This window comes from Rhizobium sp. 2MFCol3.1, from assembly GCF_000377565.1.
Classification (GTDB): domain Bacteria; phylum Pseudomonadota; class Alphaproteobacteria; order Rhizobiales; family Rhizobiaceae; genus Rhizobium.
Genome location: NZ_KB898382.1, coordinates 26633 through 44717, shown reverse-complemented (window position 1 = coordinate 44717; position 18085 = coordinate 26633). Strand labels below are relative to the sequence as shown.

The window sequence follows — 18085 nt, the reverse complement described above, 5'->3', positions numbered from 1 at the left end:
AGCGCGCTGTGCCTCGTCATCCGCATGCCCGAGCTCGGCCATGCCGGCCGCAACGAGGTCGCCGCCCTTGCCGGTGTCGCACCCTATGATGACGACAGCGGCAAGCATCGCGGCAGGCGCAGGATCCAGGGCGGTCGTGAAAGGCTGCGCAAGAGCCTGTTCATGTGCGCCTTCACCGCCAGCCGGCACAATCCGGATCTGGCGGCCTTCTATAAGCGGTTGCGCGGCAACGGCAAGGAGCACCTGTGCGCGGTCATCGCGGTGGCCAGAAAACTCGTCATTCTCGCCAACACAATCCTTACCCGAAAGACCGAATGGACGCCGAAATATGTGAATGGATGAGACATGGTTGCTCCCCGCTGGGGAGAAGAGACTCGGGGTGGGCCGCTCGCTCCAACCTCCCCTTCGCCCCAGCGGGGAGAAGGTGGCCCGAAGGGTCGGATGAGGGGGGCCGCAGTCTCAGTTCTCACTCAATAATCCCCTACTCCGTCGTATCATCATCCCCACGATCCTCGACATCCTGCAGCCGCACGAACTCCGTGCCCTTGGCCTTCAGATCGAGGATCGCCTTCGCCACCCCCTCGCCGGCCGCATGCGTCGGCTGGTTGATGTGGGAGATGACGACGTCGCCGTCCTTGGCGGAGGAGATGCGCTTTTCCGTGATCGCAGCACCAAGAAGCGAGCCGCCGTCGCCGTTTACCGAGTAGCCGGCGATGCGGTAGCCCATGGCGCGGATCTGGGCGATCGAAGAGAGGTCGTATTTGGCGGTCGAGCCGCGGAACCAGCGGGGGGCCGGGATGCCGGAGGCGAGCATGGCGTCGGCGCCGCCCTGGACTTCGATGCGCACAGCCTCGGGCGAACCGGCGGACGCGATGCCGTAGATCGACACCGGCTTGTCGACGGCGGGGATATGGTTCTGGCCGTGATTTTCCAGTTCGAACAGATCGGGATTGGCGAGCATGACCTGCAGCGCTTGCGGGTTGTGCTTCAGCCAGCGGGCGGTGACGAAGATCGTTGCCGGGATGCGTTCAGACACCAGCACCGAGAGGATACGCTCGTCGGCCTTGCCCATGCAGGCGTCGAAGGTGAGCGCCACGCGGGCATGGCCCTTGATATCGGAGCGGGCGACGCGCAGGTGCGGCTCGACGAGCTTCGTGGATGATGTCTGCCTGGGCGGCGTCTGCCTGGGAGCAGGAGCCTTGGGCACGACCTTCGGGGTGGACTTCGGTGCCGTGTTCGCGGTCCCCGGGTCCGACGATAGCGGGACAATGGGCGCCGGCATGGTGGCCGCAACGACGGGCTGGATCGTCGCCGTTTGCCCGGCAGCGGCAATTGCGACCGGGGCAAGGAGCAGCGCCGAGGCGAGGACGAGTTTTTTCATTGTGCCGGGACCGTGGAGTTCAAACCGAGTTCAGATGGCAGCAGCCGTATAGTGATCGCATCGGCCGCTTCCACGGCAAATTTACGGCCGGTTCGGCGCATTGCTGCATCAGTCGATAAATAAGTAGCTGCCGCGCGGCAAGGTGCGATCAGCCGGCCGAACGCTCGTCGAAGGCGGTGCGGGCCTTTTCCACATCCGGCAGGTAGTCGACGGTCCAGGCATAGAGCGCCTTGAACGGCGTCTGCAGCGAACGGCCGAGCGGGCTGATGCGGTATTCGACCGCAACAGGCGAAACCGGAATGACCTCGCGCGTCACCAGCCCGTTGCGCTCCAGGCGGCGCAGCGTCTGGGTCAGCGCCTTCTGGGTGATGCCGCCGAGCTGGCGCTTGATGGCGTTGAAGCGCAGCGGGCCGCGATCGAGCACCGTCAGGATCATCATCGACCATTTGTCGGCGATCTGCTCGAACAACAGCCGGCTCGGGCAATCGACAACGAAGCTCTGCTCGATGGCGTCGGGGCGGTTCGCGCGGCAATTGACGGGGGCTGCGATCGGCCGATGTTCGTTCATGGCGGTTTCCTCGATGCTACCTAGGCGCTTCGCAGTGCCTCATTGACACTAGGTATATAGAATATACTTAAGGCGCGCCACCTTTCTACAGGAGTTGCCCGCAATGAGTTCACCTGACGTCAACGCGCTGTTTGCGCCGTTCAAGATCAAATCGCTCGACCTCAAGAACCGTATCGTCATGGCGCCGATGACGCGGACCTTCGCGCCGGAAGGCGTTCCGGGGGCCGATGTCGAGGCCTATTATCGCCGCCGCGCCGAAGACGGCGTCGGGCTGATCCTTTCGGAAGGCACCGTCATCGACCGGCCGGCGGCCAGCAACCATGAGCGCATCCCCTTCTTCCACGGCGAGAAGTCGCTTGCCGGCTGGAGCAAGGTGATCAAGACGGTCCACGACAAGGGCGGCAAGATGGGGCCGCAGATCTGGCATGTCGGCTCGGTCGCGCATCCGGCCGGCGACTGGCCGGCAAGCGGCGTCGAAAGCCCGTCCGGCCTGCTTGCGCCGGAAACGCCGCGCGGCGAAGCGATGAGCGAGGAAGACATCGCCGACACGATCGCAGCCTATGCGCGGGCCGCCGCCGACGCCAAGCGGCTCGGCTTCGACACGTTCGAAATCCACGGCGCGCATGGTTATCTGATCGACCAGTTCTTCTGGGCCGGCACCAACAAGCGCACCGACCGCTACGGCGGCGCGACGCTGAAGGAACGCGCCCGCTTCGCCGCCGAGGTGGTGAAGGCGATGCGCGAGGCCGTCGGCCCCGACTATCCGATCATCCTGCGTCTCAGCCAGTGGAAGCAGCAGGACTACAAGGCGCGGCTTGCCGAAACGCCTGATGCAATGACCGACTGGCTGATGCCGCTGGTCGAGGCGGGCGTGGATGTGCTGCACTGCTCGCAGCGCCGCTTCTGGGAGCCTGAGTTCCCCGAGATCGACGGCGAACAGGGGCTGAATTTCGCCGGCTGGGCGAAAAAGTTGACGGGTGCCGCGACCATCAGCGTCGGCTCGGTCGGCCTTTCCGGCGATTTCATGGCGGCCTTCGGCGGCGAGAGCTCGAGCGTCGTCGGGCTCGACAATCTGGTGCGCCGCATGGAGCGCGAGGAGTTCGACCTGATCGCCGTCGGCCGCGCGATCCTGAGTGACCCGCAATGGGTGACCAAGGTGCGCACCGGCGACAACGAGAACATGCGTCCGTTCACGGCAGCCGCCTTCGGCGAGCTGGTCTAAGCTCTCCAGCGACACGAAGGCGAAACGGCGGCTCCATCAGGGCCGCCGTTTTGCTTTGGGTCTGGAGGAGAGGCTCTTAGGCCGCTCAGTCGTAGAGGTAATATTTGGTCCACTTGTCGCGCGGAACCTTGTCGCCGATCTGGTAGCTCAGTTCGCGCACATTGATGTGCTGCGGACCGGTGATGCAGCTGTAGGACAGGTGATACCAATCGCCCTTGCTACGGAAGACCGCGCCCGGGGCTTCCAGGCGGTCGTCGCTCGGGACCGGGTCCTTGAAGGTGTAGGCGATCACCTTGTCCGGCTTGTAGCCGGTGGCGTCCTTGTTGATGCGGCTCATCGCCTCGGTGTCACAGCTCTGTTCGAGGCGCGTCGCGGGGTCGAGCTTTTCGAGCTGCTTCTTGATAGCGGGGTCGACGGCGAATGCGGTGGGTGCAAAGGCGGAGGCGGCAAGGCTGAGAGCGGTCAGAACGAGGGCGATACGTTTCGGCATTACTGAAGAAATCCTTTGCAAGCTCATTCCGGAATGCTGCGCGGCCGGCTCAGTAAGGGCAGCTTTGAGGGCCGCCCGGCCATGGCAGAATTCCGCACGATGGGAGCGGACTTTCTTAAATATTGTGGTCACATCAAGGCAAGGTGAGGATTGCTTGGGTTTTGCACAGTCACCATTTAGCGAGCGTCGCATGGCACTCTTGCGCGTGGCTTTTGCCGCTTGATCGACAGCGCTTGCGTCTCTATCTCTTCACAACCTGAAATGCCGACCCCGGAGCTCCCCTTGTCCGTCTTCAAGAACCTGCCGAACCCGCCCGTTGCGCCCAAGAAGCCGCATTCCGATACGCGCCATGGCATCACCCGCACGGACGATTACGCCTGGCTGCGCGCCGACAACTGGCAGGCGATGTTCAAGGATCCCTCGATCCTCGACCCCGAGATCCGCAAGCATCTGGAGGCGGAAAACGCCTATATGAACGCGGCGATGGAGGACACCAAGCCGCTGCAGAAGACGCTGTTTGCCGAGATGCGCGGGCGTATCAAGGAAGACGACAGCTCGATCCCGATGAAGGACGGGCCGTTTGCCTACGGCACCTTCTTCGTGACCGGCGGCGAGCAGCCGCGCTATTTCCGCATCCCGCGCGACGCCGACATCAAGGATGAGAGCCAGCGCACCGTGCTGCTCGACGGCGACAAGGAAGCCGAGGGCAAGGCCTATTTCCGGCTGGCCGGCATCGACCACTCCACCGATCACGATCGCGGTATCTGGGGCTATGACGACAAGGGCTCGGAGTTCTACACGCTGAAGGTTCGCGACCTCAAGACCGGCGAGGACCTGCCCGATCTCATCGAGAACACCGGCGGCGGCGGCGCCTGGGCGCCCGACGGCAAGAGCTTCTTCTATTCGGCGCTCGACGAGAACCACCGGCCCTCGAAGGTGTTCCACCACATCATCGGCACGCCGCAATCGGAAGACCGTCTGGTCTACGAGGAAGAGGATGCGGGCTTCTTCATGGGCGTCGGCGGCTCGCTGCTCGACGACTTCATCTTCATCGACATTCACGACCACGAGACCTCGGAATACCTGCTGATCCCGACCAGCGACCTCTCCGCCAAGCCGAAGATGGTGGCGGAGCGCGAGGAGGGTATCGAATACACGCTGACCGAGGGCGGCGATGTGTTCTACATCCTGACCAATGACGGCGACGCCAAGGATTTCAAGATCATGGAAGCGCCGGTCGATAATCCCGGCAAGGAGAATTGGCGCGAAGTGGTGCCGCACAAGCCGGGCACGCTCATCATCAGCCACATGGCCTATGCCCGCCACCTGCTCTGGCTGGAGCGCAAGGACGGCCTGCCGCAGATCATGATCCGTGACCGGGCGACCGGCGAGGAACACGCGATCGGCTTTGCGGAAGAAGCCTATTCGCTCGGTCTGCAGGGTGCCGCCGAATATGACAGCTACGTGATCCGCTTCTCCTACTCCTCGATGACGACGCCATCGCAGCTCTACGACTACAACATGGTGACGCGCGAGCGCACGCTGTTGAAGACGCAGGAAGTGCCCTCGGGCCACAACATCGACGACTATGTCACCCGCCGCGTCTTCGCGCCTGGTTGGGACGGCGTCGAGGTGCCGGTGACGCTGCTCTATCGCAAAGACACGCCGCTCGACGGCTCCGCCCCTTGCCTGCTCTACGGCTACGGCGCCTATGGCGTGACCATTCCGGCGAGCTTCAACACCAACTGCCTGTCGCTCGTCGACCGCGGCTTCGTCTATGCCATCGCCCACATCCGCGGCGGCAAGGACAAGGGTTTTGCGTGGTACGAAGACGGCAAGATGGAGAAGAAGACCAACACCTTCAAGGACTTCATCGCGGCGGCCGACCATCTGAATCAACAGAAGTTCACCTCCTACGCCAACATCATCGCCGAGGGCGGCTCGGCCGGCGGCATGCTGATGGGGGCGATCTCGAACATGGCGCCGGAAAAATTCGCCGGCGTCATCGCCGCCGTTCCCTTCGTCGACGTATTGAACACCATGCTCGACGACACGCTGCCGCTGACCCCGCCGGAATGGCCGGAATGGGGCAACCCGATCGACAGCCGCGAAGAGTACGACCAGATCGCCGCCTATTCGCCCTACGACAATGTGGAAGCGAAACCCTACCCGCCGATCCTGGCGCTGAGCGGCCTGACGGACCCGCGCGTGACCTATTGGGAGCCGACCAAATGGGTAGCGAAGCTGCGCGACAAATCGACCAGCGGCGCGCCGGTGTTGCTGAAGACCAACATGGACGCGGGGCATGGCGGGGCGTCCGGGCGCTTCCAGCGGCTGGAAGAGGTTGCGTTTGAGTATGCGTTTGCGGTGAAGGTGGCGGGGAAGATGTAATCCGCTGGCGAGGTGCCGTGTGATACCCCCCTCTGCCCTGCCGGGCATCTCCCCCACAGGTGGGGAGATTGGCTGGGGGGCAGCCGCTCACTCCACTCTCATTGTTTGGCGTGAACCTACCCGCTGGCCGATCTCCCCCCTTGTGGGGGAGATGTCCGGCAGGACAGAGGGGGGTAATTCTTGCTCCCCCGCCAACGGAAGGAGCCCCCCATGCCCGTCTACATCGCCCTGCTGCGCGCCATCAATGTCGGCGGCACCGGCAAGCTCGCCATGACGGAGCTGAAGGCGATCTGCGAGAAGCTCGGCTTCACCGACGTCAAGACCTACATCCAGAGCGGCAACGTGCTGTTCCGCGCCGACGCCAACGAAGCCGATGTCGCGCGCGCATTGGATGACGCACTCGGCGAGCGACTGGGCAGGAAGCCCGGCGTGATGGTGCGCAGCCGCAAGGAGCTCGACGCGATCGTCGCCAAGGCGCCCTTCCCCGATGCCAAGCCGAGTTTCCTGCTCGTCAGCTTCCTATCCGAGAATGCGCCGAAGGATGCGCTCGACAGGATGGTGGCGCCGGATGGAGAGGAGGCTGTTGCCGATGGGCGGGAGATCTATGTGCACTATCCCATCGGTTCCGGAAAATCGAAGCTGAAGCTGCCGGCGCTTAACGTCGGCACATCGCGCAACATCAATACCGTTCGCAAGCTCGCCGAAATGGCGGCCGAGATGGAAGATCGCTGACCGCCCTCAATGCTCGGCGTGGGCTGCCGCCTTGTTGCCGCCGTGGCCGCTGATATCGGCGCCGGCCGTGCGCGAGAAGCGCAGGTTCCAGAAGGTGGCAGTGAGCGAGACGGCGGTCACGAACAGGAAGGCGGCCGAGAAGTCGTGCAGTTGCGGCGTGTCGCCGCTGCCGGTTGCCGACATCGAGACATGCAGCACGAAGGCGCCGACGCAGATGCCGAGCGACAGCATCAGCTGCTGGAAGGTCACGTAAAAGCTGGTGGCGGCGCTCATGCGGTCGCGCTCGATCGCGTCATAGGCGACCGTGTTGTAGGCGGTGAACTGGAACGACATGAAGAAGCCGCACATGACGAGCACCGCGAAGATCAGGCCGAGCGGCCAGTCAGGCCTGAAGAAGGCGCAGAGCGCGTAGCCGAAGGTGGCTGTAAAACCGTTGAAGACCAGCGCGTTGCGGAAGCCGAAGCGGCGAAGGATCCTCGGCGCGAAGGCCTTCATCGCCATGGAGCCGATGGCCGCTGCCGTCACCAGCTGGCCGGCCTTGGCGGCTGAAAGACCGAAGCCGAGCTGGAAATAGAGCGGCAGCAGGAAGGGTTGCGCGCCCTGCGTGATGCGGGTGAGCGACCCGGCGATGACAGAGGTGCCGAAGCTCGGCACCTTCATCAGCGAGAAATCCATGATCGGCGCGGGATGCTTTCGCGCGTGCTTGAGATAGGCGATGCCGAAAAGCAGGCCGATCGCGATCAGGAACAGCGCGAACATCCCCTCGCCCGGACGGCTGGAGCTCTCGAAGCCGAAGAGCAGCGAGCCGAGCGCGATGCCGGAGAGGATGAAGCCGACGGTGTCGAAGCGCTTCTTCGTCTCGCCCTTGAAATTCTCGATGAAGATCGAGACCAGGACGAAGCCGAGGATGCCGATGGGAACGTTGATGTAGAAGATCCAGCGCCAGTCGAGATAGGTGACGATCATGCCGCCAACGGGTGGGCCGAGGATCGGGCCGATCAGCGCCGGCACCAGCAGCCACGACATGGCATTGACCATGTCCTTGCGGGCGACGCTGCGCAAAAGCACGAGCCGGCCGACCGGCATCATCATGGCGCCGCCGAGACCCTGCAGCAGGCGGGCAAACACCAGACACCAGAGATTGGGCGAGAGCGCGCAACAGATGGAGCCGAGAACGAAAACGACGATGGCCCAGCGAAAGACGGTGCGCGAGCCGAAGCGGTCTGCGATCAGGCCGCTTGCCGGAATGAAGATGGCGAGGCTGAGCAGATAGGACGTGAGCGCGATGCTCATCGACGGTGCGCTGACTCCGAAATCGCGCGCCATGGTAGGCAGCGCGGTGGCCAGAACCGTGGCGTCCAGCTGCTCCATGAACATGGCGCTGGCGACGATCATCGCAATCAAGCGGAAATTGAGTTGCGGGCGTCCAACGACAGCCGCCTGGTAGATCTGATCCGACATCGTCAGGGATCGCTCGCGAAGACGCGGCTCAAGCGCGAAGGCAATTGCCGCGGGCATGAAATGGCAAAGCGCCAAGGGTGAATGAAGTTTTTATATACGCCCGCAAATGTGGCGGGGTTATGCTGAAATGGCAAGGCTGATGTGAGCTCAGCGTATGGGTGTATCAGCGATGATCGCGCATCAGCGTTTCGTAGTCGCGACCGCCGGAAAAGATGTTGGTGATGAGGACGGTGTCGGCCTCGACGCGGTAGAGTATGACGATGCTGCGCTCGAAAACGGCTAGGCGCAAATCGGCACCAAGATCAGGTCGCGCAACGCCGCCAAATGGGGCGTCGCCTATGCGGCTGCAGCGATCCCGCAATCGCTTGAGATACAAAACGGCCGTTTGCCGACTGCCGCTTCGCTCGAGAACATAGTCGAAGATCGCTTTCAGGTCTCGCTGCGCCGCTCCGCGGAACGTGACACCGTAAGACTTCATTGCCGGCTCGGCTCGACCGCAAGCGTCTCCAGCCAGTCATCGATTTCCTCGAGGCTCAGGCTCGGCCGGGGATCATCGAGCGATTCCTGCACGCGCGCCCTTATGGCGGCGATGCGTTCCTTGTGCTCTTCCTCCTGGCGCATCCAGGCGCGCATGGCGGCGCGGATGACTTCGCTGGTGGAGGCGAAGGCACCGGCATCGATCTCGGCATTGATCACATCGACCATTTCCGTTGGCAGCGTGATGCTGAGCTTTTCCATGTGTGGCTCCCGCGTTGGCGTCTGGAGGTGCGATTTAATCCTACCACTGCGGCCAGGCCGCAGCAATCGGCGCAGGCGCTACGTCCTATTTCCGAATTGCTTTCTCAGCCAACAGGCTCAAGCTTTCACCCGAGGAGCGCCGGGGCGCCTTGGCCGTCGGCGAAAATGGGAGAGAGGGGCAGATGCGTCTACATCTCATCGTGGCGGCCGCGACCGTTCTCGTGTCGGAGAGTGCCGAGGCCTATCAGAAATGCGGCGGCAGCCCTTCTGTCGATGTCTACTGGGAAAAATCGGTCCTCAGCGTCAACGGCACCTTCTACCAGATGAAGAGCCAAAAGCTTGGCAAGAAGAGTGCGCGGCTCGTCGGCCACGACATGACGTTCGTCAAAAGCAAGGGCGGCAACGACGTCCTGATCCGCAATGGCGGCAGCACGCACTATACGTGCCAGAAGACCGAGGGTGAATTGGGCGCGGTCAGCATCGTTCCATACCGGGCCAACACGGTCGTCAAATCCACGGCGGAGGTCGAATTCCCTGACGACACCGGCAAAGGCACGCAGGCGTCTTCCCGCAATGGCCGTGGCAATGGCGGCGGTGGTGGGGGTGGCAAGGGCGGCGGCGGCCATGGCGGTGGAGGTGGCGGAGGAGGCGGTGGCCATGGCGGAGGTGGGGGCGGCGGCGGTGGCGGGCGCAACCGGTGAATTTCCGGCCAATACACGGCGCTTGGGCGCTTGCGCCGGCAGGGACTGAGCCCTACCTAAAGCCTATGACCATTGCACCCGCGCAGACGTCACGCCCCTTCCCCTTCGACAACAGCTATGCGCGGTTGCCGCAGAACTTCTTCGCCCGGCAGACGCCGTCCGCGGCCGCCGAGCCGTGGCTGATCAAGCTCAACGAGCCGCTGGCGGAAGAGCTGGGGCTCGACATAGAGGTTCTGAAGCGCGATGGGGCCGCGATCTTTTCCGGCAATCTCGTGCCTGAGGGCGCCGATCCGTTGGCCATGGCCTATGCCGGGCATCAGTTCGGCAGCTTCGTGCCGCAGTTGGGTGACGGGCGGGCGATCCTGCTTGGCGAGGTGATCGACGTCAAAGGCCGGCGCCGCGATATCCAGCTGAAGGGCGCGGGCGCCACACCGTTTTCGCGGCGGGGTGACGGGCGCGCGGCGCTCGGGCCAGTGCTGCGTGAATATATCGTCAGCGAGGCCATGCATGCGCTCGGCGTGCCGGCAACGCGAGCGCTGGCGGCGGTTTCGACGGGGCAGCCCGTCTATCGCGAGCAAATCCTGCCGGGTGCCGTCTTCACCCGCGTGGCGGCGAGCCATATCCGGGTCGGCACCTTCCAGTTCTTCGCAGCGCGCGGCGATACCGAGGGCGTTCGGGCGCTCGCCGATTACGTCATCGACCGGCACTACCCCGAGCTGAAGGACGGAGCCAATCCCTATATCGCGCTGTTCGAGGCTATTGCCGAACGGCAGGCGGCGCTGATCGCCAAGTGGCTGCATGTCGGCTTCATCCACGGCGTGATGAACACCGACAACATGACCGTCTCGGGCGAGACGATCGATTTCGGCCCGTGCGCGTTCATGGATGCCTATGATCCCGGCACGGTGTTTTCCTCGATCGACCAGAATGGCCGCTACGCCTATGCCAGCCAGCCCGGTATCGGGCAATGGAACCTGGCGCGGCTCGGGGAAACGCTGCTGCCGCTGATCGACGCCGATCAGGACAAGGCGGTGGAGATCGCCAATGTCGTCATCAAGGATTATGGCGAACGCTTCCAGCTGCACTGGATGCGGGGTATGCGCGAGAAGATCGGTCTTGCTGATGTAGAGGACGACGATCTCTCGCTGATCCAGTCGCTGCTTTCGACAATGCAGGCGGGACAGGCGGATTTCACGCTGACCTTCCGGCGCCTGTCGCATCTGGCCGCCGACGACGGCGCCGAAGACGCGTTCCTCGATACGTTCAGCGACAGCATGGCGGCGAAGGAATGGCTGGTGCGCTGGCGGGAGCGGCTTGCGCGCGAGACGACAACACCGAACGAACGCGGCGTGGCGATGCTTGCAGTCAACCCCGCCTTCATCCCGCGCAATCACCGCATCGAGCAGGCGATCGTAGCCGCCGTCGAGGATGCGGATTTCTCGCTGTTCGAAGCGCTGCTCGACGTTCTCGCCAAGCCCTATGAGGATCACGCGGAGTTTACCGCCTACATGCAGCCGCCCAAGCCCGAGGAGCGCGTGCTGCAGACATTCTGCGGGACGTGACCGGCCGATTTCCTCTACCTGTACGCTAGCGTCTGTCGTGACGTTTCGACGCGGCCAAACGCTTGGGTTTCATGGCTTTTTCGTGACAGCAGCCGAAACCCAGATTCAACGCCCACCCGTAAATCCGGATTCTGTCGCATATTTTAGCCACTTCTCAGCCCCCCATATTGTGGCGGTTGAAAGGCAGATCGGGCCGCTCTATCTCCGCTGATGACGCTTGCGGCAAAATGTCTTGTTCGCCGTTTGCGTGCATTCCTGACCACTCCCGATCCCCCTCGGGAGCTTTATGCATTTCAGTTGGAGACCGGCCTGATGGCGATCGTCTTAACATCCATCCTCTTCATTCTGATAGGATTGGCACTCGGCGGAGGCGGGCTCTGGCTCGTGCTGCTCGGTGGTAACTTCTTCTATCTCTTCGCAGGCATCATGTTCCTGCTGACCGCTGCGCTGCTTTTGAAGCGCAAGGCGTCGGCCCTTTGGGTCTATGCCGTGCTCGTCGTCGTTTCGCTCGTCTGGGCGATCAACGAAGTCGGCTTCGACTGGTGGCAGCTCGGACCGCGCGGCGGCCTGATCATCCTGCTCGGCCTGTGGCTGCTTACGCCCTGGATCCGCCGTCCGCTCGGCTTTTCCGGCACGACCGGCGCGCCCTACCCGGCGAGCCCCTGGCCGCTCGCCATTCCGGTTCTGATCGCGATCGTGGTTGCCGGCTATTCGATGACGACGGACCCGCATGACCAGAACGGCAGCCTGCCGACGGCCATGACCGGCACCACGACATTCGGCGGCACGGTGACCGACGGCGAGTGGCACCAGTATGGCCGCACGCCCTTCGGCCAGCGCTATTCGCCGCTGGAGCAGGTGAACGTCAGCAACGTCAAGGACCTGAAAGAGGTTTGGCGCTACCAGACCGGCGACGTGAAGCGGCCGGATGACGTCGGCGAGACGACCTACCAGGTCACGCCGCTCAAGGTTGGCGATACGCTCTACATCTGCACGCCACACAACCTTGCCATCGCGCTCGATGCCAAGACCGGCAAGGAAAAGTGGAAGTTCGACGCCAATTCCGGCATGAACCCGGACCGACAGCACCAGACGTGCCGTGGCGTGACCTACTACCACGACACAGCAGCGGCTGCCGGCGCTCCCTGCGTCGACCGCGTCTACCTGCCGACCGCCGATGCCCGCCTGATCGCCCTCGACGCGCTCGACGGTAAGGTCTGCACCGATTTCGCCGACCAGGGCACGCTGCACCTCGAAAAGGGCATGAAGTACAACCCCGCCGGCTATTACTACTCGACCTCGCCGCCGGTGGCGATCGACGGCAAGCTGATCATCGGCGGTGCCGTCAATGACAACTACTCCACCCAGGAGCAGTCGGGCGTCATCCGCGCCTTCGACATCCACACCGGCGCGCTGGTCTGGAACTGGGATTCGGGCAACCCCGACGTCACGACGCCGCTGCCCGAGGGACAGACTTACACGACCAACTCGCCCAACAGCTGGTCGGTTCTGTCGGCTGACGAAGGTCTCGGCCTGATCTACGTGCCGCTCGGCAACCAGGTGCCCGACCAGCTCGGCATGAACAGAAGCGCCAATGTCGAGAAATTCTCGTCGTCGGTCGTGGCCCTGGACATGAAGACCGGCCAGTTGCGCTGGGTCCAGCAGTTCGTGCATCACGACCTGTGGGACATGGACGTTCCGGCACAGCCCGTGCTCTTCGACATGAAGAAGGCTGACGGCACGGTCGTTCCGGCACTCGTGGCGCCCACCAAGCAGGGCGACCTCTACGTGCTCGACCGCCGCACCGGCGAGGCGATCATTCCGTTCAAGGAGATCCCCGCGCCACAGGGCACTATCCCCGAGGACCATGCTTCCCCGACGCAGCCGATCTCCGACCTGACCTTCTCGCCGCCACCGCTGCAGGAGAAGAACATGTGGGGCGTGTCGCTGTTCGACCAGCTCGCGTGCCGCATCGAGTTCCACCGCTACAAGTATGAAGGCCGCTATACGCCGCCGTCGCTGGAAGGCACGATCGTCTATCCCGGCAATTTCGGCACCTTCAACTGGGGCTCGGTCGCGGTCGATCCGGAACGGCAGATCATGTTCGGCATGCCGACTTATCTGGCCTTCACCTCGCGTCTGGTGCCGGCAGCCGACATCCCGCCGAAGGGTGCAGGCGAAAAGGGCAGCGAACAGGGCCTGAACCGCAATGACGGCGCGCCTTATGGTGTGGTCATGGGTCCGTTCCTCGGCCCGCTCGGCATCCCCTGCCAGGCACCGCCATGGGGTTATGTCGCCGGTGCCGATCTCACCACGGGCAAGACCGTCTACAAGCTGGTGAACGGTACGGTTCGCGACATGAGCCCGCTGCCGATGCCCTTCAAGCTCGGCGTTCCCGGCATCGGCGGTCCGATCATCACCAAGGGCGGCGTTGCCTTCCTCGGTGCCGCGGTCGACGATTACCTGCGCGCCTACGACGTGACCAACGGCAAGCAGCTGTGGCAGGCCCGCCTGCCGGCCGGCGGCCAGTCGACGCCGATGACCTACACGACCTCAGACAACAAGCAGTATGTCGTGATGGTGGCCGGCGGACACGGATCGATCGGCACCAAGCCGGGCGACTACGTCATCGCTTACACGCTGCCGTAAGCGCCTTCAACGACCACCGAAATGGCCGCCTCCGGGCGGCCATTTTGCGTTTGGGCCTCTGATGGCACACTCGCGATTATGACAACGAAAGGCTGGCGCAGGCTTTCGACGCAATTCTTCCGTGCATTGTCTCAGGGGGAATTTTCATGAAGATCGGCGACAGCATCTCGAGCACCTATGGCTTGAGCAGTCTTTTCCAGCAATCCGGCCAGCGCAACAAGCAGCAGCCGATGACGATAGAAGACAGCGTTCGCCAGAGCGGCGCATCGCTTGCGCCCAGCACGACGCCGCCCTCCATCTCCAGCACCATGTGGGCGCTGCAGGCGACCGACGAAAGCCAGACGATGTCAGGTGTGGAAGACGAGGCCAAAGCCCGCCACGACGCCATCGTCAGCGAATTCAGCGACCTCGCCAACATGACGCTCGCCGAACGCATCCGCAAGCAGGTGCTCGACAGCCTCGGGATGACCGAAGACAGCCTGAAGGGCATGTCGATGGACGACCGCGCGGCGATCGAAAAGCAGATCGCCGACGAGGTGAAGCGGCAACTGACGGGGAATGACGACAAGGGCGAGAGTGCTGCGGCGGATATTGGCGCGGTGTGAGGAGTGTTGCCGTGAAAGCTGATGGGACGCGATGATCGCGGCCAATGCTTGCTGCCGCTGCGATAGGGCTTTCCCGGCGCCACAAACTCCACCCTCATTCCTGTCCTTGTGACAGGAATCCAGCCACGGCGCGTCTGCGCCGTGAATGACCTGCTCCCAGCATTTGGCCGAAGAAGAGTCTCCTCGCCGCGCGACGCGCGTCGGCTGGATTCCCGCCACAAGGGCGAGAATGACGGAGAGGATGGGGGCGCTTCGATTGATGGTCAGCGGTGGCGCTTGAGGTTGAGAGATTGATTCAAGCAGATGCGAGCAAGATTCATGTCTCCACCGTATAGCTTTGAATTTACTGGCATATTTCTAGCGCCATGAAACTACAGGCCGGTCGACATCAGCGCATTCGAAACTCAGCCGGCTACACCGTTTCCGCGCAAAGTCTCAACGTTCAATAGTCAGTTCTTTTTGCCCAAACCCCCGCGCAACAATCAGTGGAATAGATCACCGTATATTGCCGTAGGTTCTCATCTATAAGAAGCGGATACGTCAGATAGACGTCGCGCATACCAGCTCCTAAAACAACCATGAGCCAGTTAAGAGCTTGCTGCCCCGCTGCAACTTTACAGCAATCCGGATAGTTAGCGATAAAATCCTTCGGCGTTTGAACAGTGTTCGCAATCGCCGCACGGTGGGTGGCAATTTCCACATCAATGAACCGTTCGATTAGATCACTGTCCGTGTATAAGCGGAAATCCTTGTAGCAAAACCCGATTATATTTGCCGCGAAATAGGCGACTACAACGGCTCCAAAGCAGATCCCAAAAGCTCTAGGCTGTCGACCCACGATCATCTTTGACCTCTCCTGCCGATCAAAAATAGAACTTGCCGGGGACCAAGTCAGCCCTCGTAGAGACTGTCAATGAACGCCTTGTCCGCAGCCGGACCGCGATCGTTTCCGGCGCGAGCCCGCAGTACGCGACCGTACGCAAGTCCGCGCTCGACCAACGTGTCGTCGGATTGATCTTGCGGAGCCTCCGGCTCCTTCTGGCCTTTGCCAGCACCCGTCTCGTCGCGCGCCATCTGGCTTCTCCGTCAGGGTTTCAGTTTAATGCCGGCGTCGCAGCTCAGCAAGCGACGAGCGGCCCCTCATACCATCTCCGCCACGATCCGCCCCACCTCGCCGAACACCGGGTTGATCTCGGCGGTCGCAACCGTGGCGTTGGTGACGTAGACGGCGATCAGGATGGGGCCGTGGCCAGGGGGCCAGCAGATGGCGATGTCGGCGGCGGAGCCGCTCTTGCCGGTGCCGGTCTTGTCGCCGATCTTCCAGGTTTCCGGCAGGCCGGTGCGCAGTCGTTCGTTGCCCGTGGTGTTGGCGACCATCCATTCGATCAGCGTCTTCTGCGAGGGCTCCGACAAGACCGAGCCGAGCGCGATGTTGCCGAGTGTGTCGAGCATGGCATCGGGCGTCGTGGTGTCGCGCGGGTCGTCCTTGGCGATGTCGTTGAGATCGGGCTCGATACGGTCGAGACGGGTGGAGCCGTCGCCGAGCGTGCGCAGCCAGTTGGTTAGCTCCTTCGGACCGCCGAGGCTTTCGAGGATGAGATTGGCCGCGGTGTTGTCGCTCAGCGTGATCGCCGCCTTGCAGAGATCGCCGACGCTCATGCCCTCGCCGCCGACATGCTTCTCGGTCTCGGGCGAGTAGGCGATGAGTTGCTCCTTCTCGTAGACCACGCGGCGCTCGAGGTTTTCCTCGCCCTTGTCGACACGCGACAGCACCATGGCGGCGGCGAGCACCTTGAAGGTGGAGAACATCGGGAAGGTCTCGGTTTCGCGATAGCCGAAGGAAATGTTGGTCTCGGTATCGATAACAGATACGCCGATGCGCCCGCCGATCTGCTTTTCCAGCGCGCCGATGCGGCGGTCGATCTCGTCGTCGCTGTCTTCGGCGCGAACGATCCCCGGCAGGAACAGCGCCGGGGCGAGCAATGCGGAGCCGAGCAGCGTGCGGCGGCGGATCGAAAAGGGATGCATGAAAAGACCTCTGCCAGAATCGATGAAGGCATCAATGAGTACGGGGTTAAAGCGGGATTGTGGCCCGCTTGCGTCGCCCGCGCCTTCGCCATCGGAATGCGTTGATCTTTCAGATTCGCATTCCCGGCATCAAGCCCTTCTCTGGCATCACGAGCGTCAGGCGGCCTTCTTGGTCGCCATCTGCGTGACCTCGACCGTCACATGCGACAATTGGCCGAGCGCCGCGAGCTTCTCTTTGTAGAAGGACGGCGCGCGCGGGGCCGATGTGGCGACGGCGACGATCGCCGCATGGTGGCCGGGGCCGACCTGCCAGACGTGCAGGTCGGTGATCTCGTCGCCATCGGTCTCGACCACCTTGCGGATCGCCTTGGGCAGATCACCCGCCGCCGGCAATGTGTCGAGCAGGACGGCGCCCGACGCCTTCATCAGGCCCCAGGCCCATTGCGCGATGATGATGCCGCCGACGATGCCCATCAGCGGATCGAGCCAGAGCCAGCCATAGAGGCTGCCGAGCAGAAGGGCTGCGATGGCGAGCACGGATGTCAGCGCGTCGGCGATGACGTGGACATAGGCGGCGCGCATGTTGTTGTCGGTGGCGCGCGGGGCGTGGCTGGCGTGATCGCCGTGATGAGCGTGGGAGCCATGATGCGCATGATCTCCGTGATGCGCATGGGAGCCGTGATGTGCGTGATCGCCATGGGGCGCGTGGCTCCCATGTCCGTGGCCATGCGCGTGGCCGTGGTGATGGTGGTCGTCCTTCAGCAGCCAGGCGCTCAAGACATTGACGGCAAGGCCGAGGACGGCGACGCCAATGGCCTGCGAAAAGCTGATCGGAACCGGGTTGGCGATACGCAGCACGCTTTCATAGGCCATCAGCAGCGCGATCAGCGCGAGGATGATGGCGCTGGCGAAACCGGCGAGATCGCCGAGCTTGCCGGTGCCGAAGGTGAAGCGCGGATTGTGGGCCTGGCGGCGGGCGTAGAGATAGGCGACCGCCGAGATCAGCATGGCGCTCGCGTGGGTCGACATGTGCCAGCCATCGGCGACCAGCGCCATCGAGCCATACCATGTACCGGCGGCGATCTCGGCCACCATCATCGAGGTGGTCAGCGCGATGACGAGCCAGATGCGGCGGGTGTTGCGGTCATGGTCCTCGCCGAGGAAGACGTGCTCATGCTGCAGGTTATTTGTCTGTGCGCTCATCGCACGCTCCTTCTTGGACAGTCTCGCGCCCTCAAGCGCATCAGCGGATGTAGGTTCTCAGAACCTCGGAAATTTCCTCGACGGCCTCGCTGCGCGCCTTCTCGTCGGCAGCATGCAGGACATGCTCGTGCAGGTGATCATCCAGCACCTCGCCAGTCAGCCCGTTCAGCGCGCCGCGGATGGAAGAGAGCAGCTGCAGGATCTCGCCGCAGGGCTTTTCGGCCTCGAGCGCCCGCTCCACGGCATCCATCTGGCCCTTCAGCCTGTTGATGCGGGCGATCAGCTTTTTCTTGTTGTGCTGGGTGTGGGACATGAACTTCTCGATATAGGATAGGGGGGTACCCTATCAGAAGA

The 18085-nt window shown here is 63.0% G+C and carries 19 protein-coding genes; 8 read left to right on the top strand and 11 right to left on the bottom strand.

Going from position 1 to position 18085, the window contains the following annotated elements:
• Positions 1 to 342 (top strand): transposase (locus tag D460_RS0131080; protein WP_018902524.1); only part of this gene is annotated, 342 nt, incomplete at its 5' end.
• A gap of 139 nt (positions 343 to 481) precedes the next feature.
• Here the strand turns inward: D460_RS0131080 and D460_RS0131075 are convergent.
• Both D460_RS0131075 and D460_RS0131070 read right to left on the bottom strand, forming a co-directional pair.
• Positions 482 to 1381 carry a polysaccharide deacetylase family protein gene (locus D460_RS0131075; RefSeq protein WP_018902523.1) on the bottom strand — a complete coding sequence of 300 codons (900 nt, stop codon included), beginning with the start codon at positions 1379 to 1381 and terminating at the stop codon, positions 482 to 484.
• A 148-nt stretch (positions 1382 to 1529) separates the two neighbouring features.
• Positions 1530 to 1949 carry a helix-turn-helix domain-containing protein gene (locus tag D460_RS0131070; RefSeq protein WP_018902522.1) on the bottom strand — a complete coding sequence of 140 codons (420 nt, stop codon included), beginning with the start codon at positions 1947 to 1949 and terminating at the stop codon, positions 1530 to 1532.
• A gap of 103 nt (positions 1950 to 2052) precedes the next feature.
• On the opposite strand from D460_RS0131070, the gene D460_RS0131065 reads away from it, so the two are divergent.
• Positions 2053 to 3171, top strand: a complete 1119-nt coding sequence (locus tag D460_RS0131065) for an NADH:flavin oxidoreductase (RefSeq protein WP_018902521.1) — start codon at positions 2053 to 2055, stop codon at positions 3169 to 3171.
• A gap of 85 nt (positions 3172 to 3256) precedes the next feature.
• On the opposite strand, the gene D460_RS0131060 is transcribed toward D460_RS0131065, so the two are convergent.
• Positions 3257 to 3661, bottom strand: coding sequence for a DUF930 domain-containing protein (locus tag D460_RS0131060; protein ID WP_018902520.1), 405 nt, complete (start codon positions 3659 to 3661; stop codon positions 3257 to 3259).
• A 282-nt stretch (positions 3662 to 3943) separates the two neighbouring features.
• On the opposite strand from D460_RS0131060, the gene D460_RS0131055 reads away from it, so the two are divergent.
• On the top strand, positions 3944 to 6052 hold the full coding sequence (locus D460_RS0131055; protein ID WP_018902519.1) for a S9 family peptidase: 2109 nt from the start codon (positions 3944 to 3946) through the stop codon (positions 6050 to 6052).
• Between the two features lie 210 nt (positions 6053 to 6262).
• Entirely contained in the window at positions 6263 to 6784 is a 522-nt protein-coding gene (locus D460_RS0131050) for a DUF1697 domain-containing protein (protein WP_018902518.1), read from the top strand.
• Between the two features lie 6 nt (positions 6785 to 6790).
• Here the strand turns inward: D460_RS0131050 and D460_RS0131045 are convergent, their stop codons facing one another.
• From D460_RS0131045 to D460_RS0131035, 3 genes are all read right to left on the bottom strand, one after another.
• A complete protein-coding gene (locus D460_RS0131045) occupies positions 6791 to 8245 on the bottom strand; it encodes a DHA2 family efflux MFS transporter permease subunit (RefSeq protein ID WP_026283725.1) in 1455 nt (484 codons plus the stop codon).
• A gap of 163 nt (positions 8246 to 8408) precedes the next feature.
• Positions 8409 to 8723, bottom strand: a complete 315-nt coding sequence (locus tag D460_RS0131040; RefSeq protein WP_018902516.1) for a type II toxin-antitoxin system RelE/ParE family toxin — start codon at positions 8721 to 8723, stop codon at positions 8409 to 8411.
• On the bottom strand, positions 8720 to 8983 hold the full coding sequence (locus D460_RS0131035; protein ID WP_018902515.1) for a type II toxin-antitoxin system ParD family antitoxin: 264 nt from the start codon (positions 8981 to 8983) through the stop codon (positions 8720 to 8722). Before D460_RS0131035 ends, D460_RS0131040 begins: the two co-directional genes overlap by 4 nt.
• A gap of 182 nt (positions 8984 to 9165) precedes the next feature.
• Between D460_RS0131035 and D460_RS36615 the strand changes: the two genes are divergently transcribed.
• The 4 genes from D460_RS36615 to D460_RS0131010 all read left to right on the top strand — a co-directional run bounded on the left by D460_RS36615 (position 9166) and on the right by D460_RS0131010 (position 14500).
• Positions 9166 to 9684, top strand: coding sequence for a hypothetical protein (locus tag D460_RS36615; RefSeq protein WP_018902514.1), 519 nt, complete (start codon positions 9166 to 9168; stop codon positions 9682 to 9684).
• A gap of 65 nt (positions 9685 to 9749) precedes the next feature.
• Positions 9750 to 11246, top strand: coding sequence for a protein adenylyltransferase SelO (locus D460_RS0131020; RefSeq protein WP_018902513.1), 1497 nt, complete (start codon positions 9750 to 9752; stop codon positions 11244 to 11246).
• A gap of 312 nt (positions 11247 to 11558) precedes the next feature.
• Positions 11559 to 13895, top strand: coding sequence for a glucose/quinate/shikimate family membrane-bound PQQ-dependent dehydrogenase (locus D460_RS0131015; protein WP_018902512.1), 2337 nt, complete (start codon positions 11559 to 11561; stop codon positions 13893 to 13895).
• 146 nt (positions 13896 to 14041) lie between these two features.
• Positions 14042 to 14500 carry a hypothetical protein gene (locus tag D460_RS0131010; RefSeq protein ID WP_018902511.1) on the top strand — a complete coding sequence of 153 codons (459 nt, stop codon included), beginning with the start codon at positions 14042 to 14044 and terminating at the stop codon, positions 14498 to 14500.
• A gap of 442 nt (positions 14501 to 14942) precedes the next feature.
• Here the strand turns inward: D460_RS0131010 and D460_RS0131005 are convergent, their stop codons facing one another.
• The 5 genes from D460_RS0131005 to dmeR form a co-directional block, all read right to left on the bottom strand.
• Positions 14943 to 15344: a hypothetical protein gene (locus tag D460_RS0131005; protein ID WP_018902510.1), complete on the bottom strand. Its 402-nt coding sequence runs from the start codon at positions 15342 to 15344 to the stop codon at positions 14943 to 14945.
• Positions 15345 to 15391: 47 nt separating this feature from the next.
• Positions 15392 to 15574: a hypothetical protein gene (locus tag D460_RS34215; protein WP_018902509.1), complete on the bottom strand. Its 183-nt coding sequence runs from the start codon at positions 15572 to 15574 to the stop codon at positions 15392 to 15394.
• 66 nt (positions 15575 to 15640) lie between these two features.
• A complete protein-coding gene (gene bla / locus D460_RS0130995) occupies positions 15641 to 16528 on the bottom strand; it encodes a class A beta-lactamase (protein ID WP_018902508.1) in 888 nt (295 codons plus the stop codon).
• A 156-nt stretch (positions 16529 to 16684) separates the two neighbouring features.
• Positions 16685 to 17731: a CDF family Co(II)/Ni(II) efflux transporter DmeF gene (gene dmeF, locus D460_RS0130990; protein WP_018902507.1), complete on the bottom strand. Its 1047-nt coding sequence runs from the start codon at positions 17729 to 17731 to the stop codon at positions 16685 to 16687.
• A 40-nt stretch (positions 17732 to 17771) separates the two neighbouring features.
• Positions 17772 to 18044 (bottom strand): Ni(II)/Co(II)-sensing transcriptional repressor DmeR, encoded by a 273-nt coding sequence (dmeR, locus tag D460_RS0130985; RefSeq protein WP_018902506.1) that lies wholly within the window; start codon positions 18042 to 18044, stop codon positions 17772 to 17774.
• Between the last annotated feature and the right edge of the window lie 41 nt (positions 18045 to 18085).